17 protein-coding genes are annotated in these 18,039 nt (G+C 53.5%); 2 read left to right on the top strand and 15 right to left on the bottom strand.

Features of this window, described 5'->3' with window-relative positions; genetic code table 11:
• Nucleotides 1-21: 21 nt before the first annotated feature.
• From K1Y77_RS02150 to ffh, 13 genes are all read right to left on the bottom strand, one after another.
• Nucleotides 22-1,488: a cytochrome P450 gene (locus K1Y77_RS02150; protein WP_264430107.1), complete on the bottom strand. Its 1,467-nt coding sequence runs from the start codon at nt 1,486-1,488 to the stop codon at nt 22-24.
• 172 nt (nt 1,489-1,660) lie between these two features.
• Nucleotides 1,661-2,275, bottom strand: a complete 615-nt coding sequence (locus K1Y77_RS02145) for a YitT family protein (RefSeq protein WP_264018912.1) — start codon at nt 2,273-2,275, stop codon at nt 1,661-1,663.
• Between the two features lie 123 nt (nt 2,276-2,398).
• Nucleotides 2,399-3,631: a glycosyltransferase gene (locus K1Y77_RS02140; protein WP_264430105.1), complete on the bottom strand. Its 1,233-nt coding sequence runs from the start codon at nt 3,629-3,631 to the stop codon at nt 2,399-2,401.
• A 73-nt stretch (nt 3,632-3,704) separates the two neighbouring features.
• On the bottom strand, nt 3,705-5,504 hold the full coding sequence (locus tag K1Y77_RS02135; protein WP_264430103.1) for a single-stranded-DNA-specific exonuclease RecJ: 1,800 nt from the start codon (nt 5,502-5,504) through the stop codon (nt 3,705-3,707).
• 6 nt (nt 5,505-5,510) lie between these two features.
• Entirely contained in the window at nt 5,511-6,899 is a 1,389-nt protein-coding gene (gene thrC, locus K1Y77_RS02130) for a threonine synthase (protein WP_030074418.1), read from the bottom strand.
• 3 nt (nt 6,900-6,902) lie between these two features.
• Complete coding sequence (locus K1Y77_RS02125) at nt 6,903-8,219, bottom strand: homoserine dehydrogenase (RefSeq protein ID WP_030074419.1); 1,317 nt, start codon at nt 8,217-8,219, stop codon at nt 6,903-6,905.
• Between the two features lie 84 nt (nt 8,220-8,303).
• Nucleotides 8,304-9,095 (bottom strand): DsbC family protein, encoded by a 792-nt coding sequence (locus K1Y77_RS02120; RefSeq protein WP_264430101.1) that lies wholly within the window; start codon nt 9,093-9,095, stop codon nt 8,304-8,306.
• Nucleotides 9,070-9,951, bottom strand: a complete 882-nt coding sequence (gene xerD / locus K1Y77_RS02115; RefSeq protein ID WP_030074423.1) for a site-specific tyrosine recombinase XerD — start codon at nt 9,949-9,951, stop codon at nt 9,070-9,072. The genes K1Y77_RS02120 and xerD overlap by 26 nt, the downstream gene beginning before the upstream one ends.
• Before the next feature lie 126 nt (nt 9,952-10,077).
• Nucleotides 10,078-10,434, bottom strand: coding sequence for a 50S ribosomal protein L19 (rplS, locus tag K1Y77_RS02110; RefSeq protein WP_009724084.1), 357 nt, complete (start codon nt 10,432-10,434; stop codon nt 10,078-10,080).
• Between the two features lie 194 nt (nt 10,435-10,628).
• Nucleotides 10,629-11,390, bottom strand: a complete 762-nt coding sequence (gene trmD, locus K1Y77_RS02105; protein WP_030074425.1) for a tRNA (guanosine(37)-N1)-methyltransferase TrmD — start codon at nt 11,388-11,390, stop codon at nt 10,629-10,631.
• A 101-nt stretch (nt 11,391-11,491) separates the two neighbouring features.
• Nucleotides 11,492-12,037 carry a ribosome maturation factor RimM gene (rimM, locus tag K1Y77_RS02100; protein WP_030074426.1) on the bottom strand — a complete coding sequence of 182 codons (546 nt, stop codon included), beginning with the start codon at nt 12,035-12,037 and terminating at the stop codon, nt 11,492-11,494.
• A 73-nt stretch (nt 12,038-12,110) separates the two neighbouring features.
• Entirely contained in the window at nt 12,111-12,359 is a 249-nt protein-coding gene (rpsP, locus tag K1Y77_RS02095; RefSeq protein WP_009724081.1) for a 30S ribosomal protein S16, read from the bottom strand.
• Nucleotides 12,360-12,649: 290 nt separating this feature from the next.
• A complete protein-coding gene (ffh, locus tag K1Y77_RS02090; protein WP_030074429.1) occupies nt 12,650-14,068 on the bottom strand; it encodes a signal recognition particle protein in 1,419 nt (472 codons plus the stop codon).
• Between the two features lie 261 nt (nt 14,069-14,329).
• Here ffh and K1Y77_RS02085 point away from each other — a divergent pair, with 261 nt between their 5' ends.
• Both K1Y77_RS02085 and K1Y77_RS02080 read left to right on the top strand, forming a co-directional pair.
• Complete coding sequence (locus tag K1Y77_RS02085) at nt 14,330-15,127, top strand: cytochrome C assembly family protein (RefSeq protein WP_030074430.1); 798 nt, start codon at nt 14,330-14,332, stop codon at nt 15,125-15,127.
• A gap of 118 nt (nt 15,128-15,245) precedes the next feature.
• Complete coding sequence (locus tag K1Y77_RS02080) at nt 15,246-16,520, top strand: HlyC/CorC family transporter (RefSeq protein ID WP_030074432.1); 1,275 nt, start codon at nt 15,246-15,248, stop codon at nt 16,518-16,520.
• Between the two features lie 63 nt (nt 16,521-16,583).
• Here the strand turns inward: K1Y77_RS02080 and K1Y77_RS02075 are convergent, their stop codons facing one another.
• Together K1Y77_RS02075 and K1Y77_RS02070 are read right to left on the bottom strand one after the other, a co-directional pair.
• Entirely contained in the window at nt 16,584-17,228 is a 645-nt protein-coding gene (locus K1Y77_RS02075) for a 1-acyl-sn-glycerol-3-phosphate acyltransferase (RefSeq protein ID WP_406567281.1), read from the bottom strand.
• Between the two features lie 14 nt (nt 17,229-17,242).
• Nucleotides 17,243-17,857: a TetR/AcrR family transcriptional regulator gene (locus K1Y77_RS02070; protein ID WP_030074436.1), complete on the bottom strand. Its 615-nt coding sequence runs from the start codon at nt 17,855-17,857 to the stop codon at nt 17,243-17,245.
• Nucleotides 17,858-18,039: the final 182 nt, after the last annotated feature.

Raw genomic sequence — 18,039 nt, 5'->3', positions numbered from 1 at the left:
CTTAACGCTTGATAAGCAATATCACCGTGGTTGTAGCATCATGGGTAGGCCGCCTTGTGGGCGTAATGTCAGCCGACATTCAATGCTCACTTGGTGGCCTGAAACTAGTTTTGGCGTGAAGTGCTGTGCCAATGTCGCTAAGCAGAGAACCCCCTCATAAAGTCCGAAGCGTTTTCCGAGACAAACCCGAGGGCCTACGCTAAAGGGTAGATAGGCGAATTTGTCTGGACGTGGAGACTCTGGAAGAAAACGCTCTGGCACAAAATGATCGGGTGCTTCCCATAATTTACGATGCCGGTGCAACAACCAAGGAGACACCAACAAAACGGTGCCTTGACGCACATTTCGATTGCGCACCTTATCGTCTCCCCGCGCTTGTCGGCTTAGCATAGGTACAGGCGGATATAGCCGCATGGCTTCTTCAAATACCGCCATGGTGTAGGGCAGATTAGCGACATCTTCGTAGCACGGTGTTCTACCATCGAGCACTTCATCAAGTTCATGCTGCAGGCGCGCCATAGCATGAGGGTCATAATCGAGTAAATACCAACACCATGCTAGTGCATTGGCGGTTGTTTCATGTCCTGCCATAAACATGACAATCGCTTCATTACGCACTGCTTTTCGGCCCATCGGGCAGCTATTATCTCCACCATCCTTCATAGACGTCATAAAGCTCTCAATCAGGCTATGCTGTCCTTGCCCTGATCTATACGTATGACGATCAATGATGCGGTCAATAATTTCATGCACTTGTTTTGCCGAATAACGCGTACGTGCTCTTCGTAGTGGATTACCTAGCAAACTTAAAAATGGCAATCCCAGCATATTGGCCATATCTAAGTGCTCAGAATGACGCTGGTATTCGGTAAAACCAGCCACCACCTGCTCAGCTTCTTCGTCTGTGGTGTCATCCCCAAAAATCGTTCGGCCAATGATACGCGCGGTCAAATGAGCCATCTCAGTCAGCATATCAATGGGCGCGTCCGATGGATGTTGGGCCCAGCGCTTGGCAGTCTCCTCCGCCGAGGCGGTCATGGTGGTACAGAAACCGGGCAACAGGCCATTCGTTAGCGATGGCGCACACTGGCGTCGACGCTGGCGCCACAAATCGCCATCGCTGACAAACAACCCATCATCAAGTAGCGGTTCCAGAGCACGACGCATTTGCGGACTTTTACGATCATAGTTGTCATGTTGTTCAAGGAAAACACGACGAACCGTATCGGGGCTATTACACAAGACATAGTCTTGCTTCATCAACGACATGCGCGAAGTACGTATTGAGTAATCTTCTTCCCGCCAGACAGAAAGTAAATTGTGCTGCGCCAAACGCAGCCGATGCACGATGCCTTTGCTGGCTGAAACAGGCGTTACCTTGACCGGAGGTTCCAAACACTTAGCACTGTTCAATGCCTCAGAAAGCCCCTGGTGGCCATTCGAGTTGTTTGTTGTTATCGCTTTGGATAAAACACTATCGTGGTGCATTGTCCCCTGCCCTACTATTTATATGTTTGGAAATCGACTCTTATTCGCGGGACATACTTTTTAACTAAATTTAACGACGCCTACTTTAACAGGAATAGGCGGTTTGAGGCATCGGAGGCTATCTACCCTGTTTTGCAAAAACTCTTCAGCGGCTTACTATCATTGGTTCTGTTTAACTAACTCCGATGTACCGTCCTGGTTTGTGGTTCAAGGCAATAATCAAATTCAGCGTCAGAGCCCCCAACACAGAGTAACCCACGCGGTCTAACGGAAGTTGGGTTAGTGCCACCAGCAGAATTAGTCCGTCGATGCCCAACTGCACATAGCCTGCTCGCAGGCCGTGCTTTTCTTGCAGGTAGAGCGCGAGAATATTAATTCCCCCTAGGCTGGTTCGATGCCGGAACAGCATCAACATGCCTATGCCCATTAAAGCGCCCCCCATCAACGCAGCGTACAGCGATGGAACATTGGCGAACTGTACCCAGCCTTGGGTGAGTTCAGAAAACAGCGACACCAAGCCAATCGCCGCAAACGTGCGCAGCGTAAAACTCCACCCCATACGCTTAATCGCCAAATAGTAAAACGGCAAATTAATGGCAAAAAACCAGAAGCCAAATCCCCAACCAGTCACGTAATTCAGCAGTAATGCCAGCCCCGCGGTGCTGCCAGTAATCAATACTGAATGGGTGTAAAATGCCACTCCTAAAGCAACAAACAGCGTGCCAAGTAGCATGGCCATCATATCTTCATAGTATTTATGCGGATCTTTAGGAAGATCGTCCCGCATGAGGGTGTCCTTTTGTAGAATTGTTCGAGCACTGATTCCAAGAGACTCTGCAACGTCAGTGGCCTTAAAAGGCATCACCGGTAAGGGAGAACGTATTTCCGACGCTCAATGGCTCTTATCTCATCAACCTCCCATAACACTCTCTAGTACATTGGCGGCATTGGCTGCCCCATTTGCGTTCTGTACGGCGCTTGAAAAGCGTTGAGCAGATTGACGAAATACAGGTTCATGCATTAATCGCTCTAGTTGTCGCACCAATTTATTGGGATTAATTCTACGCACTGACATCTGCAAGCCGAATTTTTGGCGCACGCCAATTTGAGCATTGAGACGCTGCTCATAGTGGGCGGGCAGCGCCAGCATTGGCACACCAGCCGCTAATGACTGATACATACTGCCATTCCCACCGTGATATAGCATTGCTCGGGCATGAGCCAAAAGCTGCGAGCCAGGCGCATAGCGCGTAAAACGGAAATTACTCGGGGCAGCGTTCATCACCTCTTCGCTCACCTGACCACCGGTGGTCACCATAAAACGATAGGGCAGCGCTCCCAACGTGGGGTAAGTGCTACACAGGAAGTGCTCCAACAATCCTGTTGAACCCATGGTGATATAAACATTGGGCGTACCATCTTGGAGTTCATCAAACCAGTCAGGTAACGGCGCCGCTAGGTCAGGTGAGATCGGCCCCACCATATGATAGTCGCGAAACCGTTTAGGCAAGCTGTAGAGCCCTGGTAAATCAGGCGAAATCATTGGCATGTTATAGAGCATGTCAAAGGCATTTTGGTCTGGCCGCTGATACCTCTGATAAAGTCGCCGTCGGATACCAGACAATAAGTAGCGGTCTAAGCCTTTAGCAGCATAGTAGGTCGGCGTTGGCGGCGTTAGCAGTCTCGCGGCATAGCCATTCATGACACCAGCACACGGTACGCCGGCAATGTACGCAGCGGTACTGGCACTTACCGTGGCATCACCCACCACTAGATCAGGTTTGACCTTTTCGATAGCCTGCAGCTGGGACTCAACAATCTTGCTCAGAGGCGCCCAATAGCGTAGGTGCACCATATCCCAAAAGGAGGCTTTCCAACCAAGACGCTGAAAGCGTGACCATATGTCGGGAAGATTCGGCTCCCGAGCATAGAGAAGAGGGAACCCCGCGTCTTGAACAAGGCCCAAGCGAGAACTGGAATGGTTAGGGTCATCACCGGCGAAAAACACCTCGTGCCCGCGCTGACGCAGCACGTTGGCTATCTCGATACAACGCACAGTATGCGCAAGCACCCAACCCAAGGGAAAAAACAGGATACGTGACGGTTTGGCAGCCACATTGCCACCACTAAGTAAGCCTGACATACCAAGTTTCCTGTCTTATTCAACCATCAAATGATGTTGCCCACTGACTAAAACCCGCGAATAGCAAAGAAGATTAGACAGGGCTGGCGTGTTCGACCATCAACTGCAACGACTCTCGACCTCGCCAGCGGTTGCGATTGAGTTTGTAAGCGCAGTGCAACGTATCGCCCACGCCAAACGAGGGCAGCTCTCCTGGCGTTAACGCGCGAAACCAGATCGCTTTACTGGTCACCGCGCCCATGGAAAGCTCCATCATCAGATGCGAACCTTCAGCGCCGACGGGGCGTAGCGCCTCAACAATAAAGCGCCCTTCAAACAGGGGCGGGTCAAACTCGCGCCCGTAAGGGCCAAGCGCTTCAACTTCAGTTAGCGTTAACAACGAAAGCTGAGCGGTAGAAAGCTCGCCATCTGTCCACAGCCGCGGGTAAAGCGGCGTATCGCCCAGCTGCTCGCCAACTGCCTGTAAAAAGGCGGCTTTAAAGACTTCCAACTGTTCTCTTGGCACGCCGACACCGGCCGCCCCACTGTGGCCGCCAAAGCGTGGCAAGGCCTCGGGGGCTAGCTCAAAGGTGCGTTGCAACGCATCGCGCAGATGCAGACCATCAATCGAGCGGCCAGAGCCGGTCAACATATTGGGCGCCGCCGCGCGAGTCAGCACCAATGCAGGGCGGCCATAGGCCTGCACCAGCCGTGAAGCGACAATCCCCTGCACGCCAGGGTGGCCGTCTTCCAGCAGTACCACCACCGCAGGCTCATTGGCTTCCAGCGCAGAAGCAGCCAGGGTACGCGCCTCTTCTGCCATGTCCGCCTCGATCGCCTTGCGGGACTGATTGTCTTGATCGAGCACCTCTAGCTGGCGATTGGCGACACTGTCGCTCTCCGCCAGCATAAAGTGCAGCGCCGCGTAGGGGTCATCCAGCCGTGAGCGTGCGTTAATTCTTGGCCCCATTTGGAACGCCAGCGTTTCAGCGTTAAACGGCACACTATCGGCGCCAAGCCGCGCTGCCATGGCACGCCAACAGGCAGCATCCATGCGGTTAATCAGCGTTAACCCATGACTCACCACAGCACGGTTGGCGGGGCTGCCGCCCAGAGAAACACAGTCCGCCACGGTTCCCAGCGCGACATAAGAGAGCCATGGCGATAGCTTGGGCGTCGCATCAGGCAGCGCCCCCCATTCAATCAATACACCGCGGGCAAGCGACATCAAAAGCCATGCCACCATGCACCCAGCGATGGTTTTATCGGGATAGTCACAATCACTGCGTGTTGGGTTAACACAGGCGTAGGCGGAAGGCGGTGGACCTTCCAGCGGTAGAGCGTGGTGGTCGCTGACCACCACATCAATACCGGCGGCTTTGAGCCGTGCAATCCGCGGCTCATCTGAGCTACCGCAGTCGGCGGTAATCACCAGCGTGGGCAGCGGCTTTAAACCAAGCGTGCGTTCCACCAGCGGCAAGCTAATGCCATAGCCATCGTGGATACGGTGCCCAATCAAACTATGTAGTTTGTGTTCGGGTACGCCAAACAGCTCCACTAACGTGCGCCGAATCACCACGTGGGAGGTAATACCATCCACGTCGTAATCGGTGAGAATGCCGATGGACTCCCCTTCTGCCACTGCTTGGGCGATCCGTTCAGCGGCGCGGCGGCCATCGGCTAACTTTTCGGGGTGCGCTAAGTAACGCAGGCTTGGCGCCACCAACGGTGCAAGCTCTCCCGTGTAACCCGGTAGGCGTGAGGCCAATAGCCGTGCCTGTAGCTCGCTTAAGCCTTCCGCCTGGGCACGTACATACACGGCCTCGTCCAGTGGACGAGGCTCTAAGCGTGGCTGATTGGCGTTCTGCTGCGCGAGTGCTGGTTCGTCGGCCATGACTCCTCAGCGCCGATTATCAGCGACAAACTGCTGCACGGCGCTTAGCTCAGCGGGCAACACTGTGTAACGCTCTTCGCGCTCCAGCAGGTCGTCCATATGAGTGGGCAACGGCACGCCCTGGAAGCCTGCTTTGACCACGGCTTCAGCAAACTTCGCTGGATGCGCGGTCGCCAGTGTAATCACCGGCGTCGTGTTATCTACTCGTGCGCGCTCTGCAGCGCGGTAGCCAGTCGCCGTATGGGGGTCAAGAATTTCCCCAGTACGGTGGTGAGCTTCACGAATGACTTCAAGAATGGTCGCATCATCCACACTGTGGCTGGCAAACTTTTCACGCAGCTTGGCCAGCGGTGCATCGGCAAGCGCCGTAGGCTCTTGCTGGAAACGCTCTAGCAGCGCTGCCACAGCGGCACCGTCACGGTCGTAAGCATCGAACAGTAAACGCTCAAAATTTGACGAGACAACAATATCCATCGAAGGCGCAAGCGTCGCTGCCAACTCTTTTTTGGAAAAGTCGTTGGCCGTCAGCGTACGATGCAGAATGTCGTTGGAGTTAGTGGCGATAATGAACTGCTTAACCGGCAAGCCCATTTTATAGGCCATATAACCGGCAAACACGTTACCGAAATTAGCCGACGGAACGCAGAAGCTAACTTCCCTCTGGGGTGCACCCAATGCAACGCCAGCAGCAATGTAGTAAACGATCTGCGCCATAATGCGCGCCCAGTTGATCGAGTTCACAGCCACTAAGCGCGTGCCATTCAGGAAGTCCTGGTTGGCAAAGCTGGCCTTGACCATTGCCTGGGCGTCATCGAAGTTACCTTCAATGGCGATATTAAACACGTTATCAGCCAGCACCGAGGTCATCTGGCGGCGCTGAACTTCTGATACACGGTTATGTGGATGAAGAATAAAAATGTCGAGGTTATCGCAGTGGCGACAGCCTTCAATGGCCGCTGATCCCGTGTCTCCAGAGGTCGCGCCCATAATTACGGCACGCTCGTCACGCTTTTTCAAAAAGTGGTCTAGCAGCCGCCCAAGCAGCTGCAACGCAACGTCCTTAAACGCAAGCGTCGGGCCGTGGAACTGCTCTAGCAGAAAGTGACCAGCATCTAGCTGCTTAAGCGGCACGACGGCGTCATGGTTGAACGTGGCATAGGCTTCTGTCACTAAGCGACGGAACGTCTCATCGTCAATTTCGCCATTTACAAACGGCTTCATCACCCGAAACGCAATCTCGGCGTAGGAAAGACCGGCCATGCTGGCCAGCTCTTCCTTGGAAAACTCGGGCAGTGTTTCCGGCACGTAAAGCCCGCCGTCGCTGGCCATACCCGTCAATACTACTTCTTCAAAGGAGAGCGCGGGCGCTTGGCCGCGCGTACTGATATAACGCATGGGTTACTCTCCTTCGTCCAGACTTTCAACGCGGATACGGGTCACCGGGCCAGCAATATCCGCCATGGACTCGATCTCACGAATCGCTTCGTTCATCTGCTTTTCTTTGGTGCGGTGCGTCAGCAGAATGATCGGCACCAGTTCACCTTCGGTCGCTTCTTTCTGGATCAGCGCCTCAATAGAGATGCCCTGCTCAGCCAGGATGGTGGCGACACGTGCCAATACACCGGGACGATCCACCGCCAGCAGACGCAGATAATACGCCGTGGTGATGTCTTCCATCGGCATAATAGGCAGTTGGCTCACATCTTCATCAATGCCGCTAAAGGCCAGATATGGCACCCGGTAGTGGTGATCGGTAGTGATGTCACGCGCCACGTCTAGCAGGTCAGCGACCACCGCAGAAGCCGTTGGCTCAGCGCCAGCCCCAGCGCCATAATAAAGCGTTGGGCCAACTGCATCGCCCATCACAGCAATCGCATTTTTAACGCCGTGCACATTGGCCAGCAAGCGCTCTTTAGGAATCAGCGTCGGGTGAACCCGCAGTTCCAGCCCTTGATCAGTTCGCTTAGAAATACCCAGGTGTTTAATCACGTAGCCCAGGTTATCGGCCTGCTCAACGTCTTCGGCAGTAATGCGGGAAATCCCCTCGGTAAAGGCTTTTTCAAACTGCAGCGGCACGCCATAGGCAATGGATGCCAGAATGGTCAACTTATGGGCAGCGTCGATACCCTCCACATCAAAGGTGGGATCAGATTCGGCATAACCTAACGCCTGCGCTTCAGCCAACACATCTTCAAACGCGCGGCCTTCATCACGCATGTGCGTGAGGATGTAGTTGCCGGTGCCATTAATGATGCCCGCTACCCACTCGATGCGGTTAGCACCCAGGCCTTCGCGTAACGATTTGATGACCGGAATACCGCCCGCAACGGCTGCTTCAAAGGCAACAATAACGCCTTTCTCATGAGCGGCGCGGAAAATTTCGTTACCGTGAACCGCAATCAAGGCCTTGTTGGCAGTCACGACGTGTTTGCCGTTCTCAATAGCGGTCAGTACCAATTCACGGGCGATGTCATAACCGCCGATTAACTCTACCAGCACATCCACATTGGGGTTGTTAGCCACCTCAAACACGTCAGAGGTCGCATTAATGCCGGTAATATCGCAGTCAGGATGAATACTGCGGTGGGCAACCTGCTCAATCACAATCGGGCGGCCTGCACGACGGCTAATGTCATCAGCGTTACGTGTTAATACGTTGAATGTACCGCCACCGACCGTACCTAACCCACAAATGCCTACTCTTACCGGTTTCAAAATACTTCCCCTTTCGTGATGGGCACCCCAGGTGCCGCCTCTTAAATCAGTGTCTCAGCGCTATCGTTCGTCACTTAAGTGACGTTATTCGTCGTTCAAGCCTAACATGCTAACGAGCCGGTCGGGGGGTACAAACCCAGGTACCATTTGCCCGTTAGGCAACACAATGGCGGGCGTACCCTGCACCCCCAGCACTTTACCTAATTCGTACTGTTCGGCAACGGGGTTATCGCAGTTAGCCGAAGCTGCTAACGTTTGGTCTTGTTTGGCTTGCGTCATAGCCTCGCTGCGATTTTCTGAACACCATACTTGCTCAAGCGTCGTCGCGGCACCACTGCCCATACCTGCACGCGGGAACGCCATATAGTGTACAGCGATACCACGTTCGTTAAGCTCTGGAATCGCCTCATGCAGACGCACGCAGTAAGGACAGGTTGGATCAGTAAATACAATAACCGTGGCTTTAGGCTCATTTACGCCTTGGAAAACGACTCGCTCGCTCGCTGGAATAGAAGCAAGCACCTCCGCTCTTTCCTGGTTTTGCGCCTGCTCGGTTAAGTTAATCAACCCATTATCCGCATTTTGGTAGAGGTCCCCTACCAAAAAGTGGCTGCCATCAGCATTGGAGTAGAAAGACTCCCCACTATCAAGAATAACGTGGTACACCCCATCCATCGGCGTTGCGTTTACTTGCTCCACCGGCATTGATTGGCCATTAACTTGTAAATTTTCCGCCAAACGTTCTGCAACGGCGTCGGCACTGGCCACAACGGGCAGTAACAAGCCCGTCAACGCCAGCCAGGGAACACAGGATTTAGCAACTAAAGACCTACGTTGATGCATTGTATCTTCAACCTCGCGGATGGTGTTCGGCATGCAGCTGCTCCAAGCGCGCCTGGGCAACATGCGTATAAATTTGCGTTGTCGATAGATCGCTATGACCTAACAACAGCTGTACGACCCGCAAATTAGCCCCATGATTCAATAAATGGGTCGCAAACGCATGGCGCAACGTATGCGGCGACAGAGGACGGGTAATTCCTGCAGTTATCGCATGAACTTTAATACGGTGCCAAAACGTTTGCCGGGTCATGGCTTTATCTGCTCGGCCAGGGAATAGCGCCGGCCGCGTAGGATCTTGCATCAATGCAGGGCGCGCCGTCTTCAAATAACGCTCGATCCACTCGGCTGCTTCTTCTCCCATCGGGACCAGCCGGTCTTTATCGCCCTTGCCTCTTACGCGGACAACCCCTTGGCGAAGGTTGATCGCATCGCCCGTCAATCCCACCAATTCCGACACACGCAGCCCACAGGCATACAGCAGTTCAAGCATGGTGCGATCACGTATCCCAAGCAAAGTATTGGTATCAGGAGCAAGCAAGAGACGTTCCACTTCCTCCTCTTCCAAGGTATTCGGCAGGCTGGGGCGCACTGGCGGTAGCGCTACATTAGCTAATGGGTCGTTGGCAATATGCCCATAAAGCCGCGCCCAACGATAAAAGCTGCGCAGCGACGAAAGCAGCCGTGCATTGCTGCGTAGTTGATAACCTTGCTCTCGGCGCGCTTCCAACCATTCACTGAAACGCTCAGGCGAGGGGGTTAACAGTGTTTCCCCAGCGCTTTCGAGCTGTTGCTGCCAAGCGGTTAAATCATGACGATAAGCCGCTAACGTATGGTCGCTTGCCCCCTGTTCTAACCATAAGGCATCCAGATAGGCATCAATCACGCTCATAGGCTAACGGCCTCTTGACGGTGGCACCACACAAACAGAAACCCCGCCCCGCAAAGCGGTGACGGGGTTTTAGTATCCGAGCACAACGCCTGTCAAAAACAGCGTGCGCCCGTGAAAAAGTGGCCGTTAAGCCAGCTTTTCCTTGATACGCGCCGACTTGCCGCTGCGCTCGCGCAGGTAGTACAGCTTGGCTTGACGAACGTCGCCGCGACGCTTGACTTCAATAGAGTCAACCAGCGGGCTGTAGGTCTGGAAGGTACGCTCAACACCAACACCGTGTGAAATTTTACGTACGGTGAACGCGGAGTTCAGGCCACGGTTACGCTTACCGATGACCACACCTTCAAACGCCTGCAGACGCTCACGGGTACCTTCCTTTACTTTAACCTGAACGACAATGGTGTCGCCCGGTGCAAAGGCCGGAATCTCTTTACCCATTTGCTCGGATTCGATCGCCTGGATCACCTTGTTCTTGCTGCTCATTTTCATACTCCTGAATAACGTAATGGCTTGCCACGCAGTTGTGGGAGGGGCAAACCGTGATCCCGGCGCTCGAAGCGAGCCACGCGGGAGTCGTTATGGGTGACGCAGGTACGTAGGCTGACTGTCTCTATCTAGTAGATGATCTGCCTTATTCGCCCTGCACCGCCGCTCTGTCTTGATTAGCTGACAAACAGCTACTTCGCTGACAAAGCGTGTTCCTCGATAAACTCGTCTAGAAGCCGTTGCTGCTCGGCATCAAGCGTGCGTCCTGCTAACAGATCAGGACGGCGTTGCCATGTACGGCCTAATGACTGTTTTAACCGCCAGCGCTTGATAGCCGCATGATTACCGCTTAACAGCACATCAGGCACTTGTCGCCCGTCGATCGTTTCAGGACGGGTATAGTGCGGACAGTCTAACAAACCGTCATTGAACGAGTCTTCGATAGCGGAATCCTGGTGGCCCAATACACCGGGTACCAGCCGTGCCGCCGCGTCAATTAGCACCATTGCAGGCAACTCACCGCCGCTCAGCACATAGTCACCAATTGACCATTCTTCATCAATGTCACTCTCTACCACGCGCTCATCAATGCCTTCATAACGACCAGCGACCACAACTAAGGGGCCTGCTGAGGCGAGCGCTTGAACACCCTGCTGATCCAGCTTACGCCCTTGGGGCGAGAGATAGATCACGGTGGGCGATTGTCCCGTCGCTTGCTCTGCTCGTTGCCGAGCATCAAAGATAGCCGCACGTAGCGTGTCTACCTTCATCAGCATACCGGGGCCGCCGCCGTAAGGGCGATCGTCCACGCTGCGGTGGCGATCAGTGGCGTAGTCGCGCGGATTCCAAAACTCCAGGGCAATACGCTGTTTCTCTACCGCTCGACCGACCACACCTTGCTGAGTAATCGCATCGAACATTTCTGGAAACAGCGACACCACGCCAATCCACATCGCGGGAGCATCCGTCTGGCTGCTTTCTTCGCCGTCTGCTGCAGTAACGGTTGAATCAGTTACTGTGAGCTCGCTCAACAACTGCTTACTCAGGCCTGTTTTCAAAACTCAGGGTCCCAATTAACGACCATACGGCCATCGTCGAGGCTGATTTCAACAATCACATCGTCGGGTAAGAAAGGTAACAGTCGCTCACGCTTGTCGATTGCGTCGTTATCACCGCGCACCACCATGACATCGTTTGCGCCGGTTTCAAACAGGTAACTAACCTGCCCTAGCCGATCGCCTGACTGAGTAAAGACGGTTAAGCCTTCAAGCTCATGCCAGTAATACTCATCATCGGAAAGCGTAGGCAATGCTTCTTTCGGCATCACGATGTCCGTTTGCGCCAGCGCTTCGGCTGCCGTTCGGTCATCAATACCTTTTAGCTGCACCACAAGACCTTTGCCTTGCCGACGACCCTGAATAACGGTCATGCGCGTAAGGGTTTCACCTTGGCGCACCCACCACTCGGGGTATTCCATGATGCTGTCTATGGGATTGGTATAGGAGTAGACCTTAAGCCAACCTTTAATCCCGTGAGGGCTAGTTAGCTTACCAAGCACCACATGTGCGTCGTCTGTATGGCTAGTTTCAAAACGCGTCATCGACGACCGCTCCAACAAATTACAACGACAACATCACCTACTATCACTTACTGACAGCCACGCACTAAAAGGCTTAAGCCTGTTTACGCGCTTCTTTAACCAGCTCAGCAACGCGACCAGACAGCTGTGCGCCTTGGCTCTGCCAGTGAGTAACACGCTCAAGATCAACGCGCAGACGCTCTTCTTGACCACGGGCAACCGGGTTGAAGAAACCGATACGCTCGATGAAACGACCGTCACGGGCGTTGCGTGAATCAGTAACAGTCAGGTGATAAAAGGGACGCTTTTTGGCGCCACCACGTGCCAAACGAATGGTAACCATACGATAACTATCCTTCGGTTGAGGTTACGAGAGTGTGAAATAGCGCAGATCGCTAACAGAACACTCGTCATACTATTTTCTCGGTACCGCAGATCAAAATCAGTGATTTGCTGCGTACCATCAGGATCTTCACTGGCAGATAGTAAGCCGATGCTTGCGCATTTTTGCCAACACCCACGCATGAAGAGGCCGCATTCTACGCAAATGCGCTCGGCTTGGAAAGCCTGACAGCCAGAAAACTCATAAGCCGTCAACCTTGCCAAGCACGTTGCGACATTGCCAACAGTGACTTAACGCCAAGGAAGGCCGCCAGGGCCACCCATACCGCCCATGCCACCGGGACCACCTGGTCCACCCGGCCCGCCGCCGCCCATCATGCCGGACATACCGCGCATCATTTTCTGCATGCCGCCTTTTTTGCCCGCTTTTTTCATCATTTTCTGCATCTGCTTATGCTGTTTTAGCAGACGATTTAGATCCGGCACTTGCAGGCCAGCACCCGCAGCAATACGACGTTTGCGCGAACCATTGATAATATCCGGCTTGCGGCGCTCTTTTGGCGTCATAGAGTTAATCAACGCTTCCAGCTTGCCCAGCTCTTTTTCCGGGCCGGGGCCTTGGGCCATTTCTGCCATTTGCCCCATGCCGGGTAACTTACCAAGCAGGCCGCCCATGCCACCCATTTTCTTGAGCTGCTGTAACTGATCACGAAAATCTTCCAGATCAAAGCCATCGCCCTTTTTGACCTTACTGGCCAGTTTAGCGGCTTTATCTTTATCTACCGTGCGTTCGGCTTCTTCGATCAGCGACAGCATGTCGCCCATACCCAGAATCCGTGATGCCACGCGATCCGGGTGGAAAGGCTCAAGGGCGTCTACCTTCTCACCAACCCCCATGAACTTAATCGGCTTGCCAGTAATATGGCGAACCGAAAGCGCCGCACCACCACGGGCGTCACCGTCAGCCTTGGTAAGAATCACCCCGGTCAGCGGCAGAGCATCGTGAAATGCTTTCGCTGTATTCACCGCATCCTGGCCGGTCATGGCATCAACCACAAACAGCGTTTCGTCCGGTGAAATGGCCTTATGCAGGGCCTGAATTTCAGCCATCATCGCTTCATCGATGGCTAGCCGCCCGGCGGTATCGACTAGGACAACATCATGAAACTGAATTTTGGCGTGCTTGATCGCCGCCGTGGCAATATCCACCGGTTTTTGATCGGAACGAGAGGGGAAGAAATCCACCTGAACTTCTTTTGCCAGCGTCTCAAGCTGATCGATGGCCGCTGGGCGGTAGACATCGGCAGAGACTACCAGCACTTTTTTCTTTTCGCGCTCGCGCAGGTAACGCGCCAGCTTGGCAACAGAGGTGGTTTTACCCGCCCCCTGCAGGCCGGCCATCAACACAACCGCAGGCGAACTTTTTAGGGATAAGCCTTCATTGGCTTCGCCCATAATCGCTTCCAGCTCTTGCTGGACGATTTTGACAAATTGTTGGCCTGGCGAAAGGCTCTTCGAGACTTCCTGACCAACAGCACGTTCGCGTACACGCTCAATAAATGCTTTCACCACCGGCAAGGCAACATCGGCCTCTAACAGGGCTTTACGCACCTCGCGCAGGGTGTCTTTAATGTTGTCGTCAGTTAGCCGCGCTTGGCCTTTGATCGACTTCAACGTCTGGGAAAGACGCTCACTCAGATTCTGAAACATGGGGCCTCTGCCTCCGTCGTTGTCGCCGGGCGGTCTCACCGGACGAATGTGTAGGCGATTATACGCGCTCGCCGCGCGAGTCTCCATGGTCGTCAACGTTGGTTATCGATGGCTGTGCGACGCCGCTATGATTGGTTATAGTAGGCAGACTGTTCTAGATTGAACGGTTTCGCATTGCTGATTTTCACAATGCTGGTTTTTATAGCCTTGTCTTTACAACATTGATCTCAACAACGCGCTGCAAGGCGCACGGATAGCATCATGCAGGCGCTCCCTTTCGCCACGATCGCTTTTATTCTTTATGTTGCCGCTGCTATTTGGCAGGGCATGACTTTATTTCGCCGCGTACCACCCCGCCAGGGTATGGTGCGCTTACTCGGTGCACTGGGACTTTTGCTGCATATCCCAGTGGTCGTAGAACTTGTTAGTGCAGCCCCGGGGCTACTTCCCGGCTTCACTACCAGCGCTACGCTTTTGATGGCTGTGGCTGTTAATGTGGTGTTGGTCGCCAGCTTGTTTAAGCCTGTGCTTAACGCTGGCATTGTGCTATTCCCTCTCGCGGGTATCGCGCTTATTGTTGCCACTTGGCTTCCTAGCCAGGGCAGTCACAGCGGCTTAACACCCGGCATTTTACTACACGCCGTCAGCTCTGCTCTGGCCTTTGCCGTTTTGGCGATTGCAGCGATTCAAGCGGTATTAGTCGGCTTGCAGAACCAAGCACTGCGCCATCACCATATTCGCGGCATTGTGCAATCGTTACCACCGCTGACGACCATGGAAAGAGTACTGTTTGAACTGGTATGGTCGGGCATTCTGTTGCTAACACTCTCGATCATCAGCGGGCTCATTTTCCTCGACAATATGTTTGCTCAGCATTTGGTACATAAAACGGTACTTTCGCTGGGCGCCTGGATTATTTTTACCACGCTTTTAGTGGGTCGATATCGTTTTGGCTGGCGCGGCATGCGTGCTGTGCGCTGGACGCTAGGTGGGTGCGTACTGTTACTGCTTGCTTACTTTGGCAGTAAGTTTGTACTGGAAATATTGCTCAATCGCTAAACACATGCTTATCGCATTATCAGCACTGACTTAGCTTGGCGTTGATAACAGTGGTCTTGACAGGCCACTTCCATACTTCTACAAATCGAGCCTAATACGCCACAAAGGAACTTTCGACTTGAGCGACGACTTCCCCCTGGGGTTACTGTTCGGCCTGCTAGCCATACTGATACTGCTGTCTGCCTTTTTCTCCAGTTCTGAAACAGGCATGATGTCGATAAACCGCTATCGACTTAGCCACCAAGCGAACAGCGGTGATCGCCGCGCCAAACGTGTTATGCGCTTGTTAACACGCCCCGACCGATTGATTGGTGTCATCCTAATTGGCAATAACTTCGTCAATAATTTAGCCGCCTCGATTGCTACCATCATCGCTATTCACTTCTTTGGTGATGTTTCAGGCCCCGCTATTTCTACTGCACTGCTGACGATTACGATTCTTATTTTTGCCGAAGTCACGCCTAAAACCTACGCGGCCATCAAACCTGAGCGAATCGCTTACCCCACCTCGCTAGGTCTGGAGCCACTGCTCAAACTACTTTATCCCTTGGTGTGGCTAGTCAACGTTATCTCTAATGGCCTGTTGCGCCTGATGGGCGTTAAAAGCGTTGAGAACGGTGGTGACAGCCTAACCCGCGATGAACTACGCACCGTCGTCCATGAAGCAGGCACACTTATTCCCTATCGTCACCGTGCTATGCTGCTGTCGATTCTTGACCTTGAGAATGTCACGGTTAACGACATCATGGTGCCAAGGCACGAAGTGCTGGGCATCGACCTCGACGACACGCTGGAAGATATCCTGACCCAGATCCGTACCAGTCAGCACACTCGATTACCCGTATACAAAGGCGATATCAACAATATTATTGGCATGTTGCACCTACGCAACGCAGCGCGTTTTTTATCGCGCAGCGAAGTCACCAAAGCGGCAATTGTCCAAGAGGCGCGGGAACCGTATTTCATTCCAGAATCCACGCCGTTGCATACCCAACTGCTGAACTTCCAAAAACAGAAGCGCCGCATTGGCATCGTGGTAGATGAATACGGCGACGTAGAAGGCTTGGTAACGCTCGAAGATATTCTTGAGGAAATTGTCGGGGAATTTACTACCGACGTCTCAGAGGATGAAGAGATCCATCAGCAAGATGATGGCAGCCATGTGATTGAAGGCACGGCCAACATCCGAGAAATCAACAAAATGCTGGGCTGGCAACTGCCTACCGACGGCCCTAAGACCCTGAATGGCTTAATTCTTGAGCACCTGGAAGCATTTCCGGAAGGGCCTGCCTGTTTACAGATCGGCAATACGCGGATGGAGATTTTAGAAATCCGCGACAACCTAATCACCTCGGCACGCTGCTGGCAAAAGCTGCGCCTTGCACGTCGCTAATCTATTATTGCGGCAGACGGTGCGGCTTTGTGGCTGAGACAGAGGTGATATAGCAGATATCGTTTAACGGTGGGCGATTTCGCTATCGCCTGCCGCCTTCAGCGCCCTCACCCGGGTTTCTAAATAGCGACGCAACGCAACACCTTCTACCTCATGAATTGAGACAGGTGGGCCAAAGTGAAGACTGACCGGAGCACGAAAACGCGATGGCCATTTTTTGAGCGCTTTGCCACCGTAGTGTGACGTCCAAGACCCCCACAGTCCCGCTAAACCAGCGGGAATTACCGGCACATTATCGCGGGCAAGAATAGTTTCGAGTCCGCGCCGAAAGTTATGAATTTCGCCGTCAGGGGTTATCCGCCCTTCAGGGAAGACCATCACAACGTCACCTGCCCGCAACGCTTGGCTTACTTCATCCAGCGTCCGACGCAACGCCCCAGGGCTGTGCCGCTCTGACTCAATCGGAATCGCGCCCACCAGCTGAAACCACCACTTTAGCCAGCGAGACTCAAAAATAGGCTGATCCATCACAAACCGCAGCGGCCTGGGGCTACCGCCGCCAAGCACCAACGCGTCCATAAAACTGACATGATTACACACCACTAACGCCGCGCCGTTTTTAGGCAGATAGTCTTGCCCATGAACAGAGAAGCGGTAGCATATCCGCATAACCACATAGATAACGCGACGCAGTAAGCAGCGAATCATTTTCAACCACCACGTCACGTCCCTGCCTCCCGGTGGCGAAGGCCAGCCAGCACTGTGCTCATTAGCTGATCCAGTAGTTCATCCACCTTTAGCTGCTGCCCTTGCCAATAACCTAGGCGCTCATTTAGCCCAAGTTGTACCAAGCCATGCACACTTCCCCAAAGAGTACGACCAAGGCGTCGTGCCTCCAGGTCGTCTAATGCTGGCTGATACTGTTTTAGCGATGTTTCTACTTGAGTGAACAGCGCTTCAATCAGGTCGCTCTGGCGCTGGTCCAATTCACCTTCTTGGGCGAGAGGATAATCAAATAACAGTTGCCAGCGATAGCAACCCTGTTCAGCGAAACGCCAATAAGCAAGTGCTAACGAGCGCAGCCATGGCTCCGGATCATCTTCTGCCAGGCTAGTAATGGTATGCTGTAAGCGTGCCAGCGTTTCAACGTTGACGTACTGCAATAAGTTATTAAAGCTGCCATATAATTTCAGCAGCGTACTTGGCGCGCAACCCACTTCTCTGGCCAGGGCACGCAGTGATAAACCATGGACTGGCTGCTTAGCCAACCACTCATCACAAGCGTGCATGACCTGCGCGTGAAGGGCATCGGGCGCATGCTGTCTAGGACGGGCCATGGCGATCTCTTAAGGTCAGCGGCAAACAGGAGGAGGCCTCATCGCGCTTTAGCGTGAGCAAGGGATACGCTAGGATACCTTACATCGAACACTGTTTTCGACACTAAAACACGACATTTAACCTAATGTTGTGCCACCCCGCCATTTTGCACCATCACTCCCCCTATTTCGCATAAGGAGAC

Source organism: Halomonas qaidamensis (genome assembly GCF_025917315.1).
In the GTDB taxonomy this organism is placed as follows: domain Bacteria; phylum Pseudomonadota; class Gammaproteobacteria; order Pseudomonadales; family Halomonadaceae; genus Vreelandella; species Vreelandella qaidamensis.
This window is presented reverse-complemented; position numbering and strand designations above follow the sequence as displayed.